Origin of the sequence: Negativicoccus succinicivorans (assembly GCF_018373335.1) — a bacterium.
Classification (GTDB): Bacteria; Bacillota; Negativicutes; order Veillonellales; family Negativicoccaceae; genus Negativicoccus; species Negativicoccus succinicivorans_A.
The window spans coordinates 1-23,350 of record NZ_JAHAHH010000009.1 but is presented as its reverse complement, the minus strand read 5'-3'; the positions used below and the strand labels follow the sequence as shown (position 1 = coordinate 23,350).

General features: G+C 55.6%; 18 protein-coding genes and 1 other annotated feature. Of the genes, 11 read left to right on the top strand and 7 right to left on the bottom strand.

Features of this window, described 5'->3' with window-relative positions; translation table 11 throughout:
* The 5 genes from KH813_RS01600 to KH813_RS01580 form a co-directional block, all read left to right on the top strand.
* Window positions 1–232, top strand: a 232-nt coding sequence (locus KH813_RS01600; protein ID WP_303992422.1) for a hypothetical protein, incomplete at its 5' end; no start/stop codon positions are given.
* Window positions 229–1,455 carry a type II secretion system protein GspD gene (locus KH813_RS01595; RefSeq protein WP_303992420.1) on the top strand — a complete coding sequence of 409 codons (1,227 nt, stop codon included), beginning with the start codon at window positions 229–231 and terminating at the stop codon, window positions 1,453–1,455. The genes KH813_RS01600 and KH813_RS01595, both read left to right, overlap by 4 nt.
* 28 nt (window positions 1,456–1,483) lie before the next feature.
* Entirely contained in the window at window positions 1,484–3,400 is a 1,917-nt protein-coding gene (locus tag KH813_RS01590) for an ABC-F family ATP-binding cassette domain-containing protein (RefSeq protein ID WP_303992417.1), read from the top strand.
* A gap of 71 nt (window positions 3,401–3,471) precedes the next feature.
* Window positions 3,472–3,668: a binding site (T-box leader), on the top strand.
* Window positions 3,669–3,969: 301 nt separating this feature from the next.
* Complete coding sequence (locus tag KH813_RS01585) at window positions 3,970–5,307, top strand: aspartate aminotransferase family protein (protein WP_303992414.1); 1,338 nt, start codon at window positions 3,970–3,972, stop codon at window positions 5,305–5,307.
* Between the two features lie 11 nt (window positions 5,308–5,318).
* The gene (locus KH813_RS01580) at window positions 5,319–6,422 is read left to right on the top strand and encodes a hypothetical protein (protein ID WP_303992411.1); all 1,104 of its coding nucleotides are present in this window, start codon (window positions 5,319–5,321) and stop codon (window positions 6,420–6,422) included.
* A 59-nt stretch (window positions 6,423–6,481) separates the two neighbouring features.
* Here KH813_RS01580 and bioB read toward each other — a convergent pair whose 3' ends face one another.
* Window positions 6,482–7,501, bottom strand: a complete 1,020-nt coding sequence (bioB, locus tag KH813_RS01575; protein WP_303992408.1) for a biotin synthase BioB — start codon at window positions 7,499–7,501, stop codon at window positions 6,482–6,484.
* 184 nt (window positions 7,502–7,685) lie between these two features.
* Between bioB and KH813_RS01570 the strand changes: the two genes are divergently transcribed.
* The 3 genes from KH813_RS01570 to KH813_RS01560 are packed head-to-tail and all read left to right on the top strand — an operon-like array spanning window position 7,686 to window position 13,312.
* Entirely contained in the window at window positions 7,686–9,062 is a 1,377-nt protein-coding gene (locus KH813_RS01570) for a PLP-dependent aminotransferase family protein (RefSeq protein WP_303992405.1), read from the top strand.
* A gap of 1 nt (window position 9,063) precedes the next feature.
* A complete protein-coding gene (locus KH813_RS01565; RefSeq protein ID WP_303992403.1) occupies window positions 9,064–10,344 on the top strand; it encodes a DNA repair exonuclease in 1,281 nt (426 codons plus the stop codon).
* Complete coding sequence (locus KH813_RS01560) at window positions 10,331–13,312, top strand: AAA family ATPase (RefSeq protein ID WP_303992400.1); 2,982 nt, start codon at window positions 10,331–10,333, stop codon at window positions 13,310–13,312. Before KH813_RS01565 ends, KH813_RS01560 begins: the two co-directional genes overlap by 14 nt.
* 79 nt (window positions 13,313–13,391) lie before the next feature.
* Here KH813_RS01560 and KH813_RS01555 read toward each other — a convergent pair whose 3' ends face one another.
* Entirely contained in the window at window positions 13,392–14,171 is a 780-nt protein-coding gene (locus tag KH813_RS01555) for a transglycosylase domain-containing protein (protein ID WP_303992397.1), read from the bottom strand.
* Between the two features lie 147 nt (window positions 14,172–14,318).
* Between KH813_RS01555 and KH813_RS01550 the strand changes: the two genes are divergently transcribed.
* A complete protein-coding gene (locus tag KH813_RS01550) occupies window positions 14,319–15,557 on the top strand; it encodes an argininosuccinate synthase (protein WP_303992395.1) in 1,239 nt (412 codons plus the stop codon).
* Window positions 15,554–16,978 (top strand): argininosuccinate lyase, encoded by a 1,425-nt coding sequence (gene argH / locus KH813_RS01545; protein WP_303992393.1) that lies wholly within the window; start codon window positions 15,554–15,556, stop codon window positions 16,976–16,978. Before KH813_RS01550 ends, argH begins: the two co-directional genes overlap by 4 nt.
* Window positions 16,979–17,009: 31 nt before the next feature.
* On the opposite strand, the gene KH813_RS01540 is transcribed toward argH, so the two are convergent.
* Window positions 17,010–17,585 carry a hypothetical protein gene (locus tag KH813_RS01540; RefSeq protein ID WP_303992391.1) on the bottom strand — a complete coding sequence of 192 codons (576 nt, stop codon included), beginning with the start codon at window positions 17,583–17,585 and terminating at the stop codon, window positions 17,010–17,012.
* A gap of 173 nt (window positions 17,586–17,758) precedes the next feature.
* Here KH813_RS01540 and KH813_RS01535 point away from each other — a divergent pair, with 173 nt between their 5' ends.
* A complete protein-coding gene (locus KH813_RS01535; RefSeq protein WP_303992389.1) occupies window positions 17,759–18,700 on the top strand; it encodes an SDR family NAD(P)-dependent oxidoreductase in 942 nt (313 codons plus the stop codon).
* A gap of 24 nt (window positions 18,701–18,724) precedes the next feature.
* Here the strand turns inward: KH813_RS01535 and KH813_RS01530 are convergent, their stop codons facing one another.
* From KH813_RS01530 to KH813_RS01515, 4 genes are all read right to left on the bottom strand, one after another.
* Window positions 18,725–19,306, bottom strand: a complete 582-nt coding sequence (locus tag KH813_RS01530) for an RNA polymerase sigma factor (protein WP_303992386.1) — start codon at window positions 19,304–19,306, stop codon at window positions 18,725–18,727.
* 229 nt (window positions 19,307–19,535) lie between these two features.
* Entirely contained in the window at window positions 19,536–21,485 is a 1,950-nt protein-coding gene (locus KH813_RS01525) for a TRAP transporter permease (protein ID WP_303992383.1), read from the bottom strand.
* On the bottom strand, window positions 21,469–22,011 hold the full coding sequence (locus tag KH813_RS01520) for a DUF1850 domain-containing protein (protein WP_303992380.1): 543 nt from the start codon (window positions 22,009–22,011) through the stop codon (window positions 21,469–21,471). Before KH813_RS01520 ends, KH813_RS01525 begins: the two co-directional genes overlap by 17 nt.
* Window positions 22,012–22,974: a TAXI family TRAP transporter solute-binding subunit gene (locus KH813_RS01515; RefSeq protein WP_303992378.1), complete on the bottom strand. Its 963-nt coding sequence runs from the start codon at window positions 22,972–22,974 to the stop codon at window positions 22,012–22,014.
* Between the last annotated feature and the right edge of the window lie 376 nt (window positions 22,975–23,350).

Genomic DNA, 23,350 nt, shown 5'->3' with positions numbered 1-23,350 from the left:
GGAAGTTCATTCGCAAGCGGCCGTTACCGCAACCCCCGCGATTATTTGGAACGGCACGATGACCGAAGGCGCGACGACGCTCGCATTGCTGACGATCAACGGCACCGCGGTGACATTGGCGCCGGGGGAAAGCTATGCCGGCTACACGGTCACCGGTATGACAACGCGTGATTTGACGTTGGCGGGACCGCAGGGCGATCTGCATTTACAGCCTTTGGAGGCGCAATCATGAGCGTAAGCAAGTGGGGAACTTTGCTGCTCGGCCTGAGCCTGCTCGCCGGACCGATTCAAGCGGCGGATGTGCAGGCGAGGGATTCTTCCGTGCGGGAAGTGTTGACCGGACTGGCGCGGCTGACCGGAGATAACATTATTATCGCCGATGATGTTCACGGCAACGTCACGCTGACACTGCATGATGTGACGCCGCAGGAGGCGCTGCAGCTGGTGGCCGAGGCGGCGGACGTGACGCTGGTAAAAAACGGACGCACCTGGCTCGTACACGGCACGCAAACGAACGAAAAAGCGGCCAAACAGGCGCGCTCCTTCGCCTTGAATTATGCGGATCCCGTGAACGTGCAAAAAGAGCTCACGGCGATTGTGTCGGCGGAACAAGTGCAAATTAATCCGGAGAGCGCGAGCGTCATCGTCTACGGTACGCCGCGCGAACTGGCGGAAGTGGATCAGCTGCTGAAGAAAATCGACTACGCGTATCGGCAGGTCAATGTCTCGGTGGAAGTCGTCGCGGTCAATCGCGATCATATCAAAGAACTCGGTATTGATTGGGACTGGTTGCCGCTGACGGGCAGCGCGCGCTATGAAACGCGCTACGAACGCGGCCGCGGCGCGCGGGAGAAAGTGGAAGAAATCGTCACGCCCGAAGGATTCGGTTCGATTCAATTCGGCAAAACCGTGGCGGGGCATCCGTACTCCTTTTTCTTTCGCGCGAAGTTAAACGCGTTGGTCGCCGACGGCAACGCGCAAATTTTGGCGCGACCGAATATCACGACGGTCAACGGCAAGACGGCGCGAATTTTAATCGGCAATAAAATTCCCGTGCTGGTCGATCAGATCACCAACGGCGAAAAAGTGACGACGACGGAGTATCGCGACGCGGGCATACGCCTTTTATATACGCCGCGCGTCAATGCGTCCGGCGAGATCACGGCCGATGTGACGGCGGAAGTATCGACGCCGTACCTTGTTCCGGAACTGCGGGCTTACCGTATCACGACGCGCGAAGCGCAAACGACGGTGCGTTTGCAACCGGGCGAAGCGCTTACGATCGGCGGTCTGATCGATCGCGAGGAGCAGATCAACGAACGGCGCGTGCCGATTTTAAGTGAAATCCCGATTCTCGGACGATTGTTCCGCACGACCGAGCATACGAAAAATAATGCGGAAATTATGATAACGATTACGGCGGACTTGCTTCCGGAGCGGTTGCCGAAGCCATAACGAAACGCCGAAACGGCGGGGAGGGCACATGGCTATGATCAAAGTCGCCGGGCTCTCGAAAGCCTTCGGCATCGAAACTATTTTTAAAAATGTCACATTCACCGTCGCGGAAGGACAACGCGTCGGCTTGGTCGGCCGTAACGGCGCGGGCAAATCGACGCTGCTGCGTTGCGTCATGGGGACAATGGAGGCGGACTCGGGCAGTGTCAGCGTGACCGATCAGGCGACGATCGGTTACGTGCAGCAAAGTATCGATTTCGGCGCGCAGACATTGCGCGAAGTGGTGGAAACCGCGTGGGAAGATGTACGGCGCATCGAGCATGAACTCGAGGATCTGACTCAACGCATGGGGCGGACTTCCGATCCGGCGCTGCTCGAACGCTACGCGAAACTGGAAGACCGCTTTGAACGGCTCGGCGGTTACGCCTATGAAACGATGACGCGGCGGATCATGGTCGGTCTCGGTTTTACGGAAGCGGACTGGGATCGCGCGGCGAATGATTTCTCCGGCGGTCAAAAAACCAGGATCAATTTGGCGCGCGCGCTCGTGCGGCGGCCGGATTTTTTGTTGCTGGATGAACCGACGAACCATTTGGATATCGCGATGACGGAATGGCTGGAAGATTTTTTGCGCAGTTATCGCGGAGGGATTTTGCTGGTGTCCCATGACCGCTACTTTTTGGACGCGGTGACGACGGACATTCTGGATCTTGAGCAGCATCGAGTCACATCGTATCGCGGCAATTACAGCGCTTTCAGTAAAAAGAAAGCGGCGCGTTTATATGCCGACTTGCGCGCGTATGAAAAGCAGCAGGAAGAAATTGCGCAAACCGAAGCCTATATTCGCAAATATAAAGCGGGCATCAAGGCGAAGCAGGCGCGCGGACGGCAAAGTCAACTGAATCGCCTGGAACGCTTGCAAAAGCCGGTGACAGAAACGACGCTCGCCTTTTCATTTCGTCCGGCGACCGGCACGGCGGAACGCGTCTTGGATGTGCAGGAGCTGGCGGCGGCGTATGGGGACCGCGCTATTTTTAAGGATATTTCCTTTTTGTTGCGTCGCGGCGACACCGTCGGCATCATCGGTCCGAACGGCATCGGCAAGTCGACGCTTTTGTCCGTGATTACCGGCGAAAAAACACCGGCGCACGGCACGGTCACATTCGGCAATCGCGTCGCGCTCGGCTACTATTCGCAGGAACACACCAATTTGCATCCGAGTCGCACGGTGCTCGAAGAGGTCATGCAGGAATACGGTTGCGGCGAAGATGACGCGCGTCATATTTTGGGCGGTTTTCTCTTCCGCGGCGATGACGTCTATCGTCTCGTCGGTCAGCTTTCCGGCGGGGAGCAGGCGCGGCTGGCGTTGCTGTTGTTGCTTTTGGAAGAACCGAATGTACTCATTTTGGATGAACCGACGAACCATTTGGATATCCCGACGCGCGAAATGATTGAAGACGCGCTGCTCGAGTTCGGCGGCACGTACCTGGTCGTGTCCCATGACCGCTACCTTTTGGATCGGCTGGTGCAGCGCACGCTTTCCTTTGAAGACGGCACTTTCCGTGAATATTTGGGCAATTATTCCTATTGGAAAGAAAAGCGTAAGGAACTGCTGGAGACGGGTCGCATTCCGATACCGGAGACAGCAGAGCCGCGCAAAAAAGAAAATACGGCGACAGCGCCGTCGGCGGATGTTCCACCCGCGCCGCCTTCATCACGCGCGACGGATTCTTTCCGCGCGGCACCGCAGGCGGAGAAAAAAATCGCGGCGCTCGAGCAGGAAATCGCCCGCACGGAAGCGACGATCACGATGATTGAGACGCAGATCGCGCAAACGGTCGATGCGGACGCGTTGACGGAACTGGCCGAATCGCTTTCGGCCGCGCAGGAAAAATTGGCGGCGCAGTACGAAAAGTGGGAACACTGGGCGCAAATGCTTGATTAAAATATTTTTTGAAAAAGTTTTAAAAAAGTGTTGACAGATATAAAAATCGCTGGTAGAATCAATCCAACACCAAAAAAGCAATGACCGGGACCAAATTTTTCGGCAAGGAACTTTTCAGAGAGCAGACGCTCGGTGCGAGTCTGCAAGTCAGTCGAAAAAGATTACATCACCCGTGAGCTTTCGTCATGAATGAAGTAGTGACGAACGTCGCCGGCGTTAACGGAATGAGAGATAAACCAGGGTGGTACCGCGTAACTACGCCCCTGCAGGGAGTTTTCCTGCGGGGGTTTTTATGTACCACGAGAAGGCAAGGAACGGGCTAAAGTCTTCGCCAATGATTTTTCAGAGAGCAAACGGCGCTGCGAGTTTGCAAATCGGCGAAGAGGATTACATCACCCGCGAGCCGCAACGTGAATTGAGTAGCGATTGCCGTCGCCGGCGTTAACGGACCGAGAGATAAACCAGGGTGGTACCGCGCCACCGCGCCCCTGCAGGATATTTTCCTGCGGGGATTTTTTTATCCTCGAAGTAACGCCAAAACGGTTTTTAATAGAGAAAGGATGATATTCATGAAACGCTCCCAGGAATTAATTCAAGAAGAAAGTCATTATTTTGCGCCGGCAGGTCGGATTCCGTATTATCCGCTGGTCATTGATCATGCGCACGGTTCGACGCTGACCGATGTCGACGGTAACGAATATCTCGACTTGTTGACGAGCGCCAGTGCCTTGAACGTGGGGCACACACCGGAGCCGATCGTGAATGCCATTATCGCCCAGGTCAAGAAAATGATTCATTATACTCCGGCCTACATGTACCATGAGCCCTTGGTGCACCTCGCGAAAAAAATGTGCGAGATCACGCCGGGAGATTTTGAAAAACGCGTTATCTTCGGCTTGACCGGCTCCGACGCCAACGATGCTTTGATCAAGTTCGCCCGCGGGTACACGGGCCGTCCGTACATCATTTCCTTTGTGAACGCGTACCACGGTTCGACCTACGGTTCGATCTCCATGTCGGCGATCAGTCAAAACATGCGCCGCAAAATCGGTCCGTTGTTGCCGGGCTTCTACCATATTCCGTTTCCGGACAGTTACCGCGGCATGTACGGCAGCGCGGAACCGAATACGGTGGAAGAATACCTCGCACCGCTGAAAGAAATGTTGGCGACCTACGTGCCGCCGGAAGAAGTGGCGGCGGTCGTTATCGAAACGCTGCAAGGCGACGGCGGCTTGTTGCAACCGGTCGACGGTTACTTCGAAGCCTTGCAGAAATTGTGCAAAGAACACGGCATTCTCTTTTGCGTTGACGACACGCAGCAGGGACTCGGACGCACCGGCACATGGTGCTCGCTGGAACACTGGCATTTGGATCCCGACCTTGTCGTGTACGGTAAATCGCTTGCGGCGGGACTGCCGCTTTCGGCTTTGGTCGGACGCAAAGAGATTATGGAAAGTCTGGATCGTCCCGCGCATTTATTCACGACCGGAGCCAATCCGGTATGCTGCGCGGCGGCGCTGGCGACTTTGCAATACATTGAAGACAATGATTTGCTTGCGGAAAGCACGCGCAAAGGCAAGATCGCGCGCGAGCGGATGGAAGATTGGCGCGAACGTTTTGACTGCGTCGGTAATGTTCGCGGCTTGGGTCTCTCGCTCGGTGTCGACATCGTCGCCGATAAAAAAGCGAAAACGAAAGATCCTCACGCCGCGCTCGTTATTTGCAACCGAGCTTACGAAAAAGGCGTCGTGATGATCGCTTTCGCCGGCAGCGTTTTGCGTTTCCAACCGCCGCTGACGATCACGGATGAAGAACTCAATAAAGCATTGGATGTTATCGAAGAAACATTAACGGAATGGCAGGAGGGCCGGCTCGCCGATTATGAAGTCGACGGGCAAGGCTGGTAAGGAGGGACATGATGGAACAAGTCAACTGGCGTAACGTAGTCAAACTGAGCGGGGCGTACATCGCCTACCTCATCGGCTCGGGCTTTGCCACAGGTCAGGAAGTATTACAGTTTTTCGTTTCGTACGGCATGAACGGTTTGTACGGCGCGTTGATCAGTGCCGTTTTGTTCTGCTCCGTCGGCGTGATCGTCATGCGCAAGGGACATGAATTGCAGCTCGAACGGCCGTCGCTGATTTTCCGTCATTACTGCGGCAATTATTTGGGACGCGCGATCGAGTATTTCACATTGCTCTTCATCTTTTCGATCGTCGTCATCATGATCGCGGGTTCGGGCGCCATCGCGGAAGAATATTTCGGCGTGCCTTCCGCGGTCGGTTGGCTCGGCATGGGCGTTGTCGCGATGATCACGGTGCTCGCCGGCTTGCGTTGCCTGGTCGATATCATCGGGGCGATCGGACCGTTTATCGTCGTCTTTACCGTCGCTGTCGGTATGTACACGTTCTTCCATGATTTCAATTGGACAACTGTGTCAATCGGAACGACGAGCGCCGCGCTCGCTGTCCGGCCGGTCGCGCACTGGTGGCAGGCAGGAACATTATTCTTCTGCTACAACATGCTCGCCGGCATGGTCTTTTTCACCGAACTCGGCGCCCAGGCCTCGAGTCGTAAAGAAGCGGGTATCGCCGGTTTTTGCGGCGGCTTCTTCCTGATGCTGACGGTCGTCGGCATGCTGTGCGGCATGCTCGCCAACTTCGACGCCGTGATCGGTTTGCAGGTGCCGAATCTGTACCTCGGCGCGAAGATCAGTCCGCTGGTCGCGCTCGTTTTCTCCGTCATCATCATGCTCGGGATCTACTCGACCACCGCGCCGATGTATTGGTTGATCAAAAATGAATGCTTGAAAGTCGTTTCTCGGCGTTGGGAAACCGTATTGACCGTTGCGCTCGGCGCGGTATTCATGCTTGGCGGTTCGTTCCCGTTCGGGAAATTGGTATCGCTTATTTATCCTTTTGTCGGCTATGTCGGCATCGCGCTGGTTCTCGTCGTCTTTGCCCGCACGCTCTTCAGAAGCTCGTCCAATGACGCGCAAGGCGATGTGCAGACGGTGGATTAAGACACTAAAAAAGCTCTCCCGAGGGAGAGCTTTTTTAGTTGTTTGGAGAATTAGTAAGATCAGGCTTCTTCCGCGACGGGACGAAGCACGGGGCGGGTGAAACCGAGACCGAGATCGCGTACCATCACGCGATCCGCTTTGGGATCCCGACCGCCGGTAGTGAGGTAGCCGCCGACCATAATGCCGTTCAAACCGGCATTCAAAGCGTACGCCTGCAGATCGCGCAAGTTGACTTCGCGACCGCCGGCGGTGCGGATCAAAGCCCGCGGCAAAATGAAGCGGAAAACCGCAAACGTCCGCAGAATTTCCAGCGGCGAAAGCGATTTGTTGTTTTCAAAAGGCGTGCCTTTAATCGGATTCAGAATATTGAGCGGTATGGAATCGACGCCGAGTTCTTTCAGCGTAAACGCCATTTCGACGCGCTGTTCGTTCGTTTCGCCCAAGCCGAGAATTCCGCCCGAGCAGACGCGAATGCCGACCTCCTGCGCCGCTTTCAATGTCGTTAATTTATCTTCGAAAGTATGCGTTTGGCAAATGTCCGGGAAATGGCTCGGAGCGGTTTCGATATTGGAATGGTAACGGGTGACCCCGATATCTTTGAGTTGTTGTAATTGGTCTTTGCTGACGAGTCCGAGCGAGCAACAAATTTCGATGCCCACTTCCTCACGAATGCGTTTGAGCGCGCGCACGATGCCTTCAAATTCGCGCGGATTGCCCTGGTTGCGTCCGCTGGTGACGATGGAGAAACGCACCGCGCCGGCCTCTTTGGCTTTCTTCGCGGCATCGACTAAGACGTCTTCATCGAGGAGGGGATATTCTTTTACCCCGGTATTATAGTAAGAAGATTGCGCGCAAAACGCGCAGTTTTCCGGGCAACGACCGCTGCGCGCGTTAATGATCGCGCAGAAATCAACACGATGACCATTGTACTTTTGACGGATTTTGTCCGCCATCGCCATTAAAAGCATCGTATTTTCATCCCTCGTGTTGATCAGGGAAATGCCTTCTTCTTTTGTGATTTCGCCGCCGTCGAGAACACGGTCGGCCAGCGCAATAATTTGCGCGCAATTTGCATCCATTATTCCACCCCGTTTATGCTGCAACTATTTCCTTGCTTCCTATGTTTACTCTTACATTGTAACGGCATTAACAATATAAGTCAACGATAAAAATTTAATACAGTTTACAAATAAAAGATCCGCACGGATGATTTGCGTTCTCTCTCTGTCATGCCGTACAATAAAGTTATTAATGGAGGAACGCATGACAGCTACCAAAGAGCCGCCATTACATTTGCGGCTATACCGCGCGATGCGCGAAAAAATTGAAATCGGCGTCTGGCCGGCCGGCATGCGGTTACGTTCGGTACGCGCGCAGGCGGCGGAACTCGGCGTCAGCAAATTTACCATTGAACGCGTGTACGGCAGGCTCGCGAGTGAGGGCTATATCGTGGCGAAAAATCGCGCGCGCTTTACCGTGATGCCGCAACTGACGATCCGACAGCGTCCTGCGCGGCCGCAGCCGCGCGCTAAGGCCGAAATCACGTATCGCTATGATTTGGCGCAAAGCGGCATGGATCGTGACGGCTTTTTATTCGCCGCGTGGCGGCGTTCGCTTTCGCGGATATTTCGCGATGAAAAACGCCTGTTGCGTTACGGCGATATTCAAGGCGAACGGGAACTGCGCGAAGCGTTGGCGCAATACGGCGCTCAGGCACGAGATACACGCGCGCATGCCGACGACATCATCATCGGTTCGAATACGCAGCAATTATTGCGGATTTTAGCCAGCCTTTTGCAAACGGATTACGGGGAAGTTTTGTTTGCGGAAACGGAATTTCCGTTGGGCGTGGATACGATGAGCGATGCGGGATTCACCGTGCGCATGTTGTACGGCGGACACGCGGAACTTTTGCAACCGCCGTTGCAAAATGCCCGCAAGCGTATTCTTTACGTGTTGCCGTCGCTGGCGTATCGCGCGGCGGATGTGATGCCCGCGCAGATCCGCGCCGAACTTTTATCATGGAGCGAGCGCACGGACGGACTGATCATCGAAGACGATTTTGACAGTGAACTTTCGTATTACGGCGCGCCGGTGGCCTCGTTGCAGGGGATGGGCGACGGCACGCGCGTCGTCTATATCGGGGCGCTTTCCAAAGTGCTGCCGCCGTCGTTGCGTTTGGCGTACATGATTTTACCGCCGAATTTATTGCAACGTTTTCTGGCGCGCCGCGAGTTGTATCGTCAGACGGCGTCGGTGGCGGAGCAACTGGCGCTGGCGGATTTCATTGAACGCGGTCACTTCACGCGGCAGATTCGCCGCTTGCGCAAACTGTACGCGGAAAAAGGAGAGCTGCTGACGAACGCATTGCGGCAGACGTTCGGTGACGCGATACGGATCGACGCGCCGACCGCGGGCATTTATTTGCCCGTGTACGTCAAAACCGCCGCGTCTCGCACCGACTTGGTGCGCGCCGCCGCTCGGCGCGGGTTGCATTTGCGACGGGTGAAGCCGCAGCATAATGAACCGGACAACGAACGCATGTTACTGCTTTCTTTCGGTGAAATTGATCGTGACGATATACCGGAGGTCAGCAAAATATTATACGCGGTGTATCAAGATACTTTGAAGGAGGCCTGAGATGGCGAAACGATTTCGATTTATTCACTGTGCGGACTTGCATTTAGGAACGCCGTTGGCTATCCGGGAAGCGCCGTCACGGTATTGGGAAAAAACATTGAGGGAAGCGACTTTTCAAGCGTTCCGCAACATTGTCGATACGGCGATTGAAAAGCGCGTCGCCGCGATTGTGATCGCAGGCGACGTATATAACTCGGCGGATCACAGTTTACCGGCGCAGCTGGAATTTTCGCGCGAACTGTTTCGCGCGGCCAATGCGGGCATCAGCACGTTTATTGCGCACGGCAACCACGATCCGGTGAGCGCGTGGCAGGCGCAGGTGCCGTTGCCGCCGACCGCGCATGTGTTCAGCGCGGACAAAGTGGAAGGATTACCGCTCGTGGTGGAAAATGAAACCGCCGCGATGATTTACGGTCGAAGCTATGCGACGATGCACACGGACGGTCGCTGGGCGCCGGATTATGCGCGCGGCGAAACCGATCCGTACGCGATCGCCGTCATGCACACGCAGGGACCGAAAGCGGCGTCGGAAGGTCCGTATGCGCCGCTCAGCTGGGACGAGATTCGTCAAAGCGGGATCGATTATTGGGCGCTCGGCCATGTGCATACGCGCGAGGTGCTCTCGGAAGATCCGTATGTCGTCTATCCCGGCAACGCGCAAAGTCTGACGGCGGCGGAAACCGGTCCCCGCGGCTGCTACCTTGTCGAAGTGGGCAGTCACGGCACGACGATGCTCGAATTTATCGCGACTGATGCCATTCGCTCGGAAACATGGGAGTTTTCCGTGACGGATCTGACGGACGTGGAGATGTTCATCAAAGCGGTGTTGGCAAAACGGCAGGAGCGTCGTCAGGAAGTGGGCAAACCCTTGCTCGTGACCTTGGTCGTGAACGGGCGCGGCGCGCTGCATCAGGTATTCTCCGATCCGGCGGCGCGACAGTCCATTCTTGCACGCTTAAATGAAGAAGAAGAAATGAAACATATCTTCGTGTATTGTCGCGCTCTTTTCGATCAGACGACGGCGGCGGTCGATTGGCAGGCGCGGCGGGAGATTCCGGATGCGACGGGCGATTATCTGCGCGCGGTAGATCGACTGCGCGCCATGTCGCCGGAGGAGCGGCATTACGCGTTGCGGCAGGCCGTCGCGGCGCGACCGGAATGGGAACGCTACGCGCGTTACTTCGGAGAACTCAGCAACGAACGTTTGGAAACGGCACTCCGCCGCGCGGAAATAGCGGGGGCACAACGAATATTGGGGGATAACGGCGATGAAGCTGACTGATTTACAACTGCAACGTTACGGCATTTATCAAAATGTTTCCTGGCAGCCGCCGGCCGCCGGACTGACCGTTATCTGCGGCGAAAATGAAAGCGGCAAAACGACGCTGCTGCAATTTGTACGCGACATGTTGTTCGGTTACCGACGCGGCAAACGGCGCGGTCGCAAAGGCAATTTGGCGGTCGAACTGGCGAATGGTCGGGTGTATCGTATTCATCGCGATGAAGGGGAAACGAAAGTCACGGACGATCGTCTGGAAACGATTGTCGGCGAACCGGCGGATTTATGGTGGAACGGTTTGGACCGCAAGACGTATGAGCAGGTTTTCGCGATCGGGCTGGAAGATCTGCAGGGCGCGGCAATTCTCGCTCAGGATGATGTCCGCGCGGGCTTTTTGAGTATGCAGGGCGGCGAGCAGTTGGCGCGCACCCAGCAGGACGTGGCGAACGCGCGGGAAGAATTGCTGGTGGCGTCGCCGCAGGGCAAACGCGTCATCAATCAATTGCTAAATGATTGGCAAAAGGCGCAAAATGATGTCGCGGCGCTGGCGGGGGAAGAGGAAGAATTCGCCGCCATTCGTCGCGAACAAAACGAAGTCGACGCGCAAATCAAAGCGGCGGAAGAAGCCATTGCCGCGCTCGATGTGCGCGATCGCACGATGGATAAGCAGATCGGCGCGTGGGAATACTATCGGGAAGGTATCGAAACGAAACGGCGTCTCGATTTGTGCAGCACGATCGAGCATTTTCCCGCCGACGGCAAAGAGCGCTGGAATAAATTGGTGCAGCGTATGGCGGATGTCAACGAGCAGCGCGAAGCGGTACAACAAAAACTCGCGGCGATTGCGCCGACCGCGCGGCAGGATATAGTGACGCTCGAACCGGAGCGCGATGAAATCGCCGCGCTCTATCGGGAAAGCGAACGTTGGCGCGAACTGCGAAATGAAGAGATCGCGAAAAACGAGGCGCTGGCCGTTTGGCAGCAGGAATTCGCGGCGCGTACGGAAACCATGACCGCGTGGCCGATGGCGGAGACTGCGAAACTCAGCACCGTTGACTGGACGAAAGGGCGGGAGCTTGCGGCGCAGCTGCTGCGACGTGATAACGAACTGCATTACTGGGAAAATGATGAGCCGGTGATCGAAGCCGCGCAGGAAATTAAAACGGACGACGTACCGCGCCTGACCGATGAAGGCGAATTCCAAAAGTGGGAGCAGGAAGGGCAGGAAATGCTGCTGCTCGCGCGTGAAAAGAAGCACTTAACCGATGAGATCGAGTGGTTGGAAACATTGCCGGTCAAACGGTACTCCGCGTTTTTCTGGCTGGGCTTTTTACTCGTCCTGGGCGCGCTCGCGGCGTTTTATCTTTACTTCACCGGCGGTCTCGGCATGGAGGCATTGTACATTGTCGGCGGCGCGTTGGCGCTTTCCCTGCTGTGCTTTTATTGGAACTATCGCAAGAGCCATCAAAATGAATATCGTCTGGCCAAACTGAACGCGCGACTGGCGGAACTGCAGGGGCGGCAGACGGAATTAGCGCAACGCTTGGAGCTTGCCGTGCCGGAAACGGAAAGCGAACTCGAACATTTCCGGCAGGAACTCGAAACGGCCCGCCGCGATTTTTACCGCTACCAAACGCAGCTGCAGGCAATCTCATGGCAGGCGGAAAGCGAACGCAGGCAACGCTTAGAACACGAAAAATGGGCGGCGCGCGGCGCGAAATTGCGCGCCGATCGCGAAATTTCCGAAAGTGAGTGGACGAAGTGGCTGGCCGCTGAACATTTGCCACCGACCGAGGCGGCGGAACTCGATTTGCGTCAGGCGCAATGGCAGGAACTTTTCACGGCCAAAGGCGAAGGCGAAATTTTGCGCGTGCAGTTGGAGCGGATTGATCGGCAATTGACCTCCTACACCGAGCGAACGGCATCGCTTTTGCAACGCATCGGCGAAACCGCGCCGGCGACGCCGGAAACGATCATCGAATTGGCGGATCGGTATCAGGAACAGATGCTGCAATGGCAAAGTTTGCAGGAAAAAAATCGGCGCCATGAAGAATTATCTAAAGAAAAAGCGTTGCTCGATGAGCGTTGGACATTGTGCGAGAACGAAATGAACGCGTTGCTCGCGTTGGTGAACGCCAAAGACGCCGCGGAGTTCGTCGATAAAGTGAGCGCGTATGAAGAATGCGACCAGCTGCGCAAAGATTACGAGCGCGTACGGCAAAATCTGCGACTGTACGCGGGCAGTGAAGCGGAATTTAACCGCCTCTGGCTGCAGCTGGAAACCGGCGCGTATGAAACGTGGCTGGATCGGCGCGATCAGTACGAACGCTCGCTCAGTCAGCGCAAAACCGAGCTCACGCAACTGCGCCAACGCGAAGGCGCGCTGCAAAGCGAATTGGCGCGTTTGATCAAAGACGATCGCCTCACCAAAGCGCTGGAGCGCCGCGCCCAAGTGGAAACGCAACTGCAGGCGGCCGTGGACGATTACCTCGCGCTCGTCGTGAGCGAATACCTGCTTGATGAAGCGCGTCGCGCCTATGAAGCGGACGGCAAACCGAATGTGATCGCGCGCGCCGGACAGTACCTCTCGCAGATGACGAGCGGCCGTTACACGCTCGCGTTGACCGCCGAAGGCGTCGTACAGACCATCGACAGCACGCACAGCACGAAAGAAGCCGCGATTTGGTCCAGTGGTACCGGTGACCAGGTGTATCTCGCGTTGCGTTTGGCGCTGGCGCTCGCGTTCGGCGAAAAAACGGAACCGATGCCGATTATTTTAGATGATATTTTCGTGCGCTTTGACGAAACGCGGCAGCGGGAAACATTACGTTTTCTGCTGGCATTCGCGCGGACGCGACAGGTGTTACTGTTCACCTGCCACCAACGCACCGCGGAATTGGCCAAAGAAGTGGATGCGGACAATCACGGTCATTACTATCGTTTGCGTTCCGGCACGATCAGCGCGGAATAAAATAAAAAAGCGAAGACATTGTCTTCGCTTTTTTTGTATCTTTTGTGATCATCCGACGTAAAAAAATGCGCGCGACTCTTTACTCCTCACTCGTCGCATCGGCGAGATGCAAATCCGCCGCGTACAAAAGTTTCGCTTCCGCGGGGCTCAATATGCCCTGTTCGGTCATCGCGTCAAGCACTTGGCGCTGGCGGGCTTTCGCGTTTTCAAAATGGGCCAGCGGATTATAGGCGCTCGGCGCTTGCGGCAAACCGGCCAAAACGGTGCATTGCGCCGGCGTAAGATCGCGAGCGTCACAATGGAAATAGGTCAGCGCGGCCGCCTGCAAACCGTACGCGCCGGCGCCGTAGTAAATGGTATTTAAATACAACTCTAAAATTTCTTCCTTACTGTACACGCGTTCCAGACGGCTTGCGAGCAACAGCTCCTGCGTCTTGCGCAACCACGTGCGATCATGCGAGAGAAATAAGTTTTTCACGGTTTGTTGTGAAATCGTACTGCCGCCCTGCGTCGTCTCACCCGCCTGATAATTGGCGACGAGCGCTCGCGCGACGCCGATCAAATCAATGGCGCCATGAGTGTAAAAGCGTTTATCTTCCGTCGCGATAATCGCCTGCTTCAACGTCGTCGGAATTTCCGCAGCGGGCACGAAAGTCGAGCGGTCGATCATACTCTCGACGGCGGCGTGCGGATCGTACATCTGTTGCCCGAACGAGATCGGGTCGGCCTTCTGCACCGAGTCGGCGGTCGACGTCACGCCCTCTTTGAGCGTGCCGAACGCCGCCGCGGGATCGTCAGGCGGAGCCGACCACCACCACCAACCGCCCAGCATAAGTGCAATCACTAATATAAAGCGCATAAAATCTCCTTTTCTATTATCGTTATTATACAATAAATAAAAATACGCATACATATAAATATAAAAGGGTTGAGATATTATTCGTAATGACGTATAATTATAACAATATTTCCAATGCTCTTACCGCAAACCAAAGGAGGAAGTTCTATGTCAGACGTGAAAAAAGTAGTGCTTGCCTATTCGGGCGGGCTGGATACATCAGTGATTATTCCCTGGTTGAAAGAAAATTACCAATGCGAAGTGATCGCGGTCTGCGCCAATCTCGGCCAGCCGGAAAATTTTGATGCCATTGAAGAAAAGGCGCTGAAAAGCGGCGCGTCGAAAGCGTTTGTTTTGGACTTGCGTCAGGAATTTTTGGAAGAATATGTATGGAAAGTGCTGCAGGCGGGAGCGGTGTACGAAGGCAAATACCTGCTCGGCACTTCCTTCGCGCGGCCGATTATCGCTAAAGCGCTGGTCGATATCGCCAAACAGGAAGGCGCCGACGCGGTGGCGCACGGCGCGACGGGCAAAGGCAACGACCAGGTGCGGTTCGAACTGACGGTGAAAGCGCTCGCGCCGAATCTCACCATTATCGCGCCGTGGCGTTTGTGGGATATCAAGTCGCGGGAAGACGCGATCGTTTATGCGGAGCAACATCAGGTGCCGATCAACATGTACGCGAGCGACGATCCGGCGAAACCGAAACAGCCGTACCCGTACAGCATGGACTGGAACATTTGGCATTTATCGCATGAAGGCGCCGACTTGGAAAATCCGGCGAACGCGCCGCATGATGATATGTACATGGTGACTTGCGACCCGACCAAAGCGCCCGATGAAGTGACGGAAATCACGCTGGGCTTTGTGGAAGGCGTGCCGAAAACGCTGAACGGCAAAGAACTCTCGGCCGTCGAAATGATCACGGAGTTAAATAAAATCGGCGCGGCCAACGGTATCGGCATCGCGGATATCGTCGAAAATCGTCTCGTCGGCATGAAGTCGCGCGGCGTGTATGAAAATCCGGGCGGCGCGATTTTATTCTACGCGCATCGCGAGTTGGAATATCTCTGTCTTGATCGCGCGACGTATCATTTCAAAGAACAGGCGAATGTGCGCTATGCGGAACTCGTGTACGACGGCATGTGGTATTCGCCGCTGCGCGAAGCGTTGCAGGCATTCGTGACGGAAACGCAGAAAACCGTGACGGGCGAAGTCGGCTTGAAATTGTACAAGGGCAATATCATGAGCAACGGCGCGAAATCGCCGTACTCCCTCTACAATGAAGAATTCGTCACGTTCGGCGCGGACGAAGTGTACAATCAGGCGGACGCGGAAGGCTTCATCAACCTGTTCGGTTTGCCGCTCAAAATCCGCGCGTTGATGCAGCAAAAGGAGCAAAAATGAAACTGTGGGGCGGCCGTTTTCAGGAAGAAACGGCACCGGAGGTAGAGGCGTTTACCGCTTCGATTCCATTTGATAAAAAATTGTACCGCGAAGATATCGCAGGCTCGATCGCGCATGCGCAAATGCTGGCCGCGAACGGGATCATCAGTGAAGACGACGCGGCGCAAATCAAAGACGGCTTGCTGAAAATTTTAAAATCGATTGAAAACGGCGAATTCACTTTTTCGATCGGTCTGGAAGATATTCACATGAATATCGAAAGCGCGCTGACGGAGGCGATCGGCGACGCGGGCAAACGCTTGCACACCGCGCGCAGCCGTAACGATCAGGTCGCGCTCGATATGCATTTGTACATGCGGCGCGCGATTGCGGAGACGGGTGAGGCGCTGCTGGCGCTCCTGAAGACGCTCAAAGAAGTGGCGACAGAATACCAAGACGTCATCTTGCCGGGGTACACGCATTTGCAAAGGGCGCAACCCATTTTACTCGCGCAACATCTCATGGCGTACTTCCATATGCTGGCGCGCGATTTCCGTCGGCTCGAAGGTTGCTGGCAGAGCGCGGATATCATGCCGCTCGGCGCGGGCGCGCTCGCGGGCACGACGTATCCGACGCAGCCGGAAATGGTCCGCGACGCGCTCGGTTTCAAAGCGCTCTACGCCAACAGCATGGACGCGGTCAGCGATCGCGACTATTTGCTCGAATATCTCGCCATGGCCTCGATTGCCATGATGCATTTGTCGCGCCTTTCGGAAGAAATTATCTTGTGGGCGTCGTCCGAGTATCGTTTTATCGAGCTTTCCGACGCGTTTACCACCGGCTCGTCCATCATGCCGCAAAAGAAAAATCCGGACGTGAGTGAACTCGTGCGCGGTAAAACCGGCCGTGTTTACGGTCATTTCATTGCGCTGGCGACGGTCATGAAAGGCTTGCCGCTCGCGTACAATAAAGACTTACAGGAAGATAAGGAAGGCGTGTTTGACACGGTCGCGACCCTCGGTTTCGCGCTGCGGGTTTACGCCGATATGCTGCGTTCCATGAAAGTCAATCGGGAACGGATGCGCGCCGTGCTGGACGACGATTTTTCCAACGCGACCGACATGGCGGATTACCTTGCCAAACGCGGCGTGCCCTTCCGCGAAGCGCACGCGATCGTGGGCAAAGCGGTGCATTATTGCATTAAAAACAATAAAGTATTGACGGATCTGACGCTTTCGGAATTCAAAACATGGAGTCCGGCGTTCGATGAGGATATTTTGGACGCGATTTCGATCGAAGCGTGCATTGCCGCGCGCGATACGCACGGCGGCACGGCACCGGCGCGCGTGGCGAGGCAACTCGAAGGCGCCGCCAAATTACTCGCCGTGTACGAAAAAATCCAGGCGGAGCGCGCCGAGAAAGCGACATTGCCGCTCGCGTAAACAAAAAAGACTGTCCGCGGACAGTCTTTTTTTATTGCGGAAAACGCGGCGGCTCCGCTTTTTCCTGCGGGCGACACAAAATCTGCAACGCTTCGGCGAGACGCAAGGCGACGGGGTAGAGCGGATGGGCGGCCGGTTGCGGTAAAAACGCCAGCGCTTCTTCCAAGTGGCGCCGCACCGTCGCGGGCTGCCAATACACCGTCAAGCGCGCGCCGCCGTGCAGCCGTACGGACGTTTCATGGGGGTTGGCGCCGCTTTCCACCTGCTTCACGCAAAGCACATTGATGTAACCGATCGTCGCGTCACGCGGACATTTCGGACGGCGCACTTTCAGCGGCACGAGCACCGTCGGCGGCAGCACGAGCGGGCGGTACAACGCGCGTTTTTGAAATACGCCGCGCAATAATCGCGGACTGGTGGCCTGCCGCTTGGTCATGCGGCGCAGCCACGTCGTCAGCGTGACGGCGAGATCTTCCTCGGCGCCGTCCGGATAATATACGCGCACGCAATCGCCGGCGTCGGTATAGACGGGACACGCCGCGGCGATAGCCTCCGGACGTTCCGAGAGCGGCGCGTCCATAGAATCAAAAATGGACAAATCAATCACGAAATCCTTTCCCAAATAAACCGAACATATGTTCTATTCGTATGGTAGCAAGTTATGCGTGACGCGTCAATGCGCAAAAATATTTATGGGATTTTTTCGGCGAAAGAAAATCGGTTTCCGTTTGACACGGTCCGCGCTTTTGCGGATAATAAAAGCAACGCAAAGGAGGAAACATGCCTACTATTTTATTGACCGGCGGTGCAGGCTTCATCGGTTCGCATATCGCCGAAACATATACACAAAAAGGTTGGCGGGTGGCGATTGTCGATGATTTTTCATCCGGCACGATGGAAAACCTCGCGGCCATCAAAGACGCGCCCAATGTCACGATTTATCATGCGGATATTCGCGATCGCGAAACCTTGCGCGAGATATTCGCCGAAGTGCGCCCCGATGTGGTGAACCATCACGCGGCGCAAAAATCCGTGGCCGATTCCGTCACGGATCCTCTCCATGATCTCGATATCAACGGCCGCGGCTGGCTGAATGTGTTGCTGGCGGCGGGGGAATACGGCGTGAAAAATATCATTTACGTATCGTCCGGCGGCGCGCTTTCCAAAATCATCGAAGACGATGAAAAATCGCAGGAAATCGACCCGCCGCAGTTGATTTCTCCGTACGCCATTCACAAGTACGCGGGCGAGCAGTATTTGGCGAATTATCAGGAAAAATACGGCTACGAATACACGATTTTACGTTACGCGAATGTGTACGGACCGCGGCAGATTCCCGACGGAGAATGCGGCGTGATTCCGATCTTCGTGAATAATGTGCGCGCCGATCGTCCTTCCGTGCTCTTTACGTATCCCGATATGCCGCGCGGCTGCTCGCGCGATTACGTGCATGTCGATGACGTGGTGCGGGCGAACGTCATGGCGCAGGAAAAGCCGGCGAATGAGCCGGTCAACATCGGTTCGGGAGAAGAAATTTATATTCTCGATATCTATGAAAAAATTTGCGACGTGTTCGGCTCTGACGCGCCGATCGCGATCGAAGGACCGCGCGAAGGCGATATTCGCCGTTCCGTTTTGGCGGCCGATCGCGCCCGCGCGCTTTGGGGTTGGCGGCCGCAAGTGACGTGGCAGGAAGGCTTACAGTCGCTGAAAAATGAATAAAAAAACGGCCGCAAGGCCGTTTTTTTATGGCTTGTCCGGCGCGTACGCGGCGAGTTTTTGACGTAACGCGTCAAGCGCCCGACGTTTGAGCGCGCTGATCGCTTGCGGCGTGCACCGGAGTTCCCGCGCGAGTTCGGCGCGCGTTTGTTGTCTGAAGAATAAACCGTAAATCACGCGGCGCTGACGTTGCGGCAAGGTGAGGAGAGCGGCGTGCAACGCGCGATAGAGTCGGTTTCTGTCGTACGTCGCGTCCGGTTGTTCGCGCGGCGGTGCGGAAAGCGGCAAAGTGTCCGTGTCGCCGCCGCTTTCCCGTTGCTCCGTGCGGGCGCGTTTCGCGCAGGCGTTCCAGGCGGCGTAACGCAGCTGCGTTTTCAAATATCCCGCCACCGGCACGCTGCGACTTTTATCGTAGCGGCCGACGGCTTCCCAAAAAGCGAAGCGAATGACGGCGAGCAATTCATCGCGATCGCGCGTGAAAAAGGTTCGCGCCGTCGCGTGGATAAGCGGCAGGTAGCGGCGGTACAATTCGGTCGCGGCAAGCATGTCGCCGTCTTGCGCCGCGGTCACCAGGTCGATGTCGTTCGCGGTCAGATAGGAAGTTTTCATGTTGTCTCATTTCCGAGGCCTCTATTTTTTGCGCATATTTACTGTAACGCGCGGGCATGCCGCGGCGCAAAAAACGAGCCGGCGCGGGCAATGAGCACTGCCGCGTCAGCGCAACACACTCCGAAGCGAGTTGTCGCGACTCGTCAAAAAATCATTTCAGACACTGTGCACCGCCTGATTTTTCGGAAACAAAAAAGACGCCCACTCGAGCGTCTTTTTTATATTTACTTTAGGCGTTCACTTGTTTGCGACCGCGTTGCCATTGCAGGAAGAACAGAACGGCGAGGAGAACGATGCCGATGATGTCGGTCGTTGCCCCCGTATCAATCATGCACAGACCGCCGATTATGAAGAGAATGCGTTCCCATGCTTTCTCTTTGACGACGAAGTGACCGATCATCGCGGAGCTGAGCGCGACCATGCCGATGGTGGACGTGAGCAGCACCATGAGAATTTTAGGAATCGTCGTATCAATCATCAACATCGCGGGGGAGTTGACGAAAATATACGGAATCAGGAACGCGGCGATCGCGAGCTTCGAAGCCTGCACGCCGGTGCGCAACGCGTTACCGCCCGCAATCGCCGACCCCGCGTACGCGGCCAGAGCGACCGGCGGCGTCACGTCGGCGACAATGCCGAAGTAAAAAACGAACATATGCGCCGCGAGCACCGGAACACCGAGTTGTACCAATGCCGGGGCGGCAATCGTCGAAGTAATGACGTAGTTCGCCGTCGTCGGAACGCCCATGCCCAAGACGAGCGAAGTCAGCATCGTGAAGAAAAGCACGGCGAGGAAAACGCCGCCCGAAAGATCGATCAAGGCGGAAGCCATCTTCAAACCGATGCCGGTTTTGGTGACCACGCCGATGATAATGCCTGCCGCCGCGCACGCCGCCAGTACGGAAAGCATGTTGCGGGCGCCGTCGATCAGACCTTGCACGACTTCAATGAATGAGAGCCGCGTGTTTTTGCGGAGCATCGCCGCCGCGACCGTCAGGAAAATACCGATCAATGCGGCGCGCATCGGCGTATAGCCGCTGACCAAAAGACCGATGATGACGACCAGCGGTAACGCCAAGTGCCCGCGCTCACGGAAGATCACGCCGAATTTCGGCAGACTTTCTCGCGGCAAGCCTTGCAGATTTTCCCGCCGCGCTTCGAAATGAACGCCGAGCCAAATACCGAGGAAATATAAAATCGCGGGGATCGTCGCCGCTTTGACGACATCCATGTACGGCACGCCGACAAATTCCGCCATCAGGAACGCCGCCGCGCCCATGATCGGCGGCATCAGTTGCCCGCCGGTGGAAGCGGCCGCCTCCACCGCGCCTGCGAAGTCACGATGGTAGCCGAGCTTTTTCATCATCGGGATCGTAAACGAACCTGTCCCGGCGACGTTGGCGACGGACGAGCCCGATACCGTGCCCATCAAGCCGCTCGACAACACGGCGACTTTCGCCGGACCGCCGCGCGCCCAGCCCGCGACGGCATTCGCCAAGTCAATAAAGAAATGACCGAGACCCGTCGACTCCAAATAGGCGCCGAATAAAATGAAGAGGAAAATAAAAGTACTTGAAACGCCCAACGGAATTCCGAAAATGCCTTCGGTCGTAAAATACAAATGGCCCACGAGTTGGTCCCAGTTCACGCCGCGATGTCCTAAAATGCCGGGGATATACGGACCGGCAAAGGCGTAGGCGATGAAAAACAGCACCACCGACACCATCGGGATGCCGACCACGCGCCGCGCCGCTTCAATGACGAGCAGCACGCCGATCGAGCCGACCGCCATGTCCAGCGTATTGAAATTGCCCGCGCGCAGCACTAAATCATGATACTGCGTGATGATGTACAAAGGACCGCTTGCCGCGAGCAGCGCCAAAAACGCGTCCAGCGGATGAACGCTCGCGCGATTCAGCCAGGTCTTGCGCGTCGGATATAAGAGAAACACCAACACCAATCCGAAACCTAAATGCACCGCGCGTTGTAATTGCGCGTCAAGTACACCGAAAATACCTGTATATAATTGAAACAGAGAAAAACAGATCGCGATGAAAGAAATGAGTTTTGCGATGTGACCGCGATATTGCGCCACGCGATTTTCTTTTTCGAGCGCCATGACCGCCTCTTGCGACACGGCGTCATCTTGTTTTGAACGAACCTTACGTTCTTCTGCCATTTCTCTCACCTCCTAACCAATGGTTGAAATGTTCATAGTAGCCGCGCCAGCGCGGGGTGACGGCCAATGTCACCAATGTGCCCGGCGCATGCCGCTGATACAGCGTGTACGTTGTTTGCAACGTCACGGTGAGTTCCGTTCCCAAACCCGTACGCAACGTCAGCGGGCGGGGCAGAACCCGATTCATATTATCCAAATAAAAATACTCGCCGTCGCTTCGAAAATGACCTTCATTCGGCAAAAAAGGCAAACCCACGTCGTAGGATTTGTACTTGGTTGACCGCAACACAAAACCGTCCGCGGTATCGTTTACCGTCAAATATTCCCAGACGTGGGTCTGCTGGACTGAATGCCGATAATGAATGACGACGGAGCGTCCGCTGTACGCATGACCCAAGTCGTGCCATTCGTCGCCCGCCGTCAGAAAAATCGCCGGCCGCAGGGACCACCAAGCGATCGTTACCACCAAGGCAAAGCTCAGCAATGCCAACAAGTAGAACGGTCGCTTGATGAGCAGGCGGGGCAATTATTTCTCCTTAAAGAATTTTTCCGCACCGGCGTTCATCGGAATCGACATGCCGTCCTGCGCGGTATCTTTGGTAATCATCTTGCCGACCGCGTGGGCCGCGGCCATCTTGTCGAGATTCGAATAAATGGCTTTGGTAACGTTGTAGCCCATTTCGTCGGAGAGATTATTCGTTGTCGCGATCATCGCGCGTACCGAGACGGCCAACGTGTCGCCGGCTACGCCGTTATAGGTACCCGCGGGAATGGAAGTCTTGGTATAGTACGGATATTTTTCCAAAAGCTGATCCGCCGCGTCCGCGTCAAGCGGAACAAGGGAAATCTGATTCGATACCGCCAAATCCTGGATAGCGGCTGTCGGGAAACCCGCCGTGACGAATGCGACATCGACATTGCCGTCCTTGAGAGCGCCGGCCGCTTCACCGAACGAGAGGTACTGCACTTGGATATCACTGTATTCAATGCCCGCGGCGTTCAAAATTTGCCGCGCGTTCGCTTCCGTGCCGGAACCTGCCGCGCCGACCGCTACGCGTTTACCGCGCAAGTCGTTGATCGATTTGATGCCGGATTTTTCCAACGCTACGATCTGTACCGTTTCCGGATACAGCGTCGCAATGCCGCGCAGGCTGTCGACTTTTTTGCCGTCAAACATTTCCAGACCGTTCGCCGCGTAGTAGGCGATATCGTTTTGGATCAGCGCCAAATCCAGCGAGCCGTCTTTGAGCATGTTGACGTTGGCGACCGAGGCGCCGGTGCTTTGCGCAGAGGCATTGACGTTGGCGATGTTTTTATTGAACAGCTCCGCCATCGCGCCGCCCAGCGGGTAGTACGTGCCTGCCGTGCCGCCCGTGCCGATGTTCAGATATTGCTGTTTGGCACCGCCCGAACCGCCGCAACCGGCTAACGCGACTACCGCGGAAAGACCGGCGGCCATCATCAATGTCGTCATTTTGGAAAATTTCATTTTACTCATCCTTTCTTGGTTTGCGGGGTTTCGGCAATAAAAAAAGGAGCCTGCGCTCCGAGCTGCGCGCAGCGGCTCACTGAGCACGCCGACGCCATTGCCGACTCGATACCCCAAGGTACGAAATCTTAAATTTTCGTTGCCAACTTCCTAATTGCCATCATTGTATCATTATCAAGCGCAGGTTGCAACCGTAATGCGCATGAATTATGTATACAGTAAAATTTATCGTCGTAAAAGCGTGCAGGAACCATTATAACAATAAATAAAAATACCATTGACCAAATACTTGTCATCTATTGACAAAAGAAGCTGCTATCGTCTATACTAATCAAGTCGATGCCGGCATAGCTCAGTTGGTAGAGCGGCGCATTCG

Excerpts from the sequence above, each read along its gene's own strand:
- KH813_RS01515 (WP_303992378.1), bottom strand. The coding sequence starts at position 22,974 with ATGAAATTTTCCAAAATGACGACATTGATGATGGCCGCCGGTCTTTCC.
- KH813_RS01525 (WP_303992383.1), bottom strand. The coding sequence starts at position 21,485 with ATGGCAGAAGAACGTAAGGTTCGTTCAAAACAAGATGACGCCGTGTCG.
- KH813_RS01570 (WP_303992405.1), top strand. The coding sequence starts at position 7,686 with ATGACAGCTACCAAAGAGCCGCCATTACATTTGCGGCTATACCGCGCG.
- KH813_RS01595 (WP_303992420.1), top strand. The coding sequence starts at position 229 with ATGAGCGTAAGCAAGTGGGGAACTTTGCTGCTCGGCCTGAGCCTGCTC.
- KH813_RS01565 (WP_303992403.1), top strand. The coding sequence starts at position 9,064 with ATGGCGAAACGATTTCGATTTATTCACTGTGCGGACTTGCATTTAGGA.
- KH813_RS01580 (WP_303992411.1), top strand. The coding sequence starts at position 5,319 with ATGGAACAAGTCAACTGGCGTAACGTAGTCAAACTGAGCGGGGCGTAC.
- KH813_RS01555 (WP_303992397.1), bottom strand. The coding sequence starts at position 14,171 with ATGCGCTTTATATTAGTGATTGCACTTATGCTGGGCGGTTGGTGGTGG.
- argH (WP_303992393.1), top strand. The coding sequence starts at position 15,554 with ATGAAACTGTGGGGCGGCCGTTTTCAGGAAGAAACGGCACCGGAGGTA.
- KH813_RS01535 (WP_303992389.1), top strand. The coding sequence starts at position 17,759 with ATGCCTACTATTTTATTGACCGGCGGTGCAGGCTTCATCGGTTCGCAT.
- KH813_RS01585 (WP_303992414.1), top strand. The coding sequence starts at position 3,970 with ATGAAACGCTCCCAGGAATTAATTCAAGAAGAAAGTCATTATTTTGCG.
- KH813_RS01550 (WP_303992395.1), top strand. The coding sequence starts at position 14,319 with ATGTCAGACGTGAAAAAAGTAGTGCTTGCCTATTCGGGCGGGCTGGAT.
- bioB (WP_303992408.1), bottom strand. The coding sequence starts at position 7,501 with ATGGATGCAAATTGCGCGCAAATTATTGCGCTGGCCGACCGTGTTCTC.
- KH813_RS01560 (WP_303992400.1), top strand. The coding sequence starts at position 10,331 with ATGAAGCTGACTGATTTACAACTGCAACGTTACGGCATTTATCAAAAT.
- KH813_RS01530 (WP_303992386.1), bottom strand. The coding sequence starts at position 19,306 with ATGAAAACTTCCTATCTGACCGCGAACGACATCGACCTGGTGACCGCG.
- KH813_RS01590 (WP_303992417.1), top strand. The coding sequence starts at position 1,484 with ATGGCTATGATCAAAGTCGCCGGGCTCTCGAAAGCCTTCGGCATCGAA.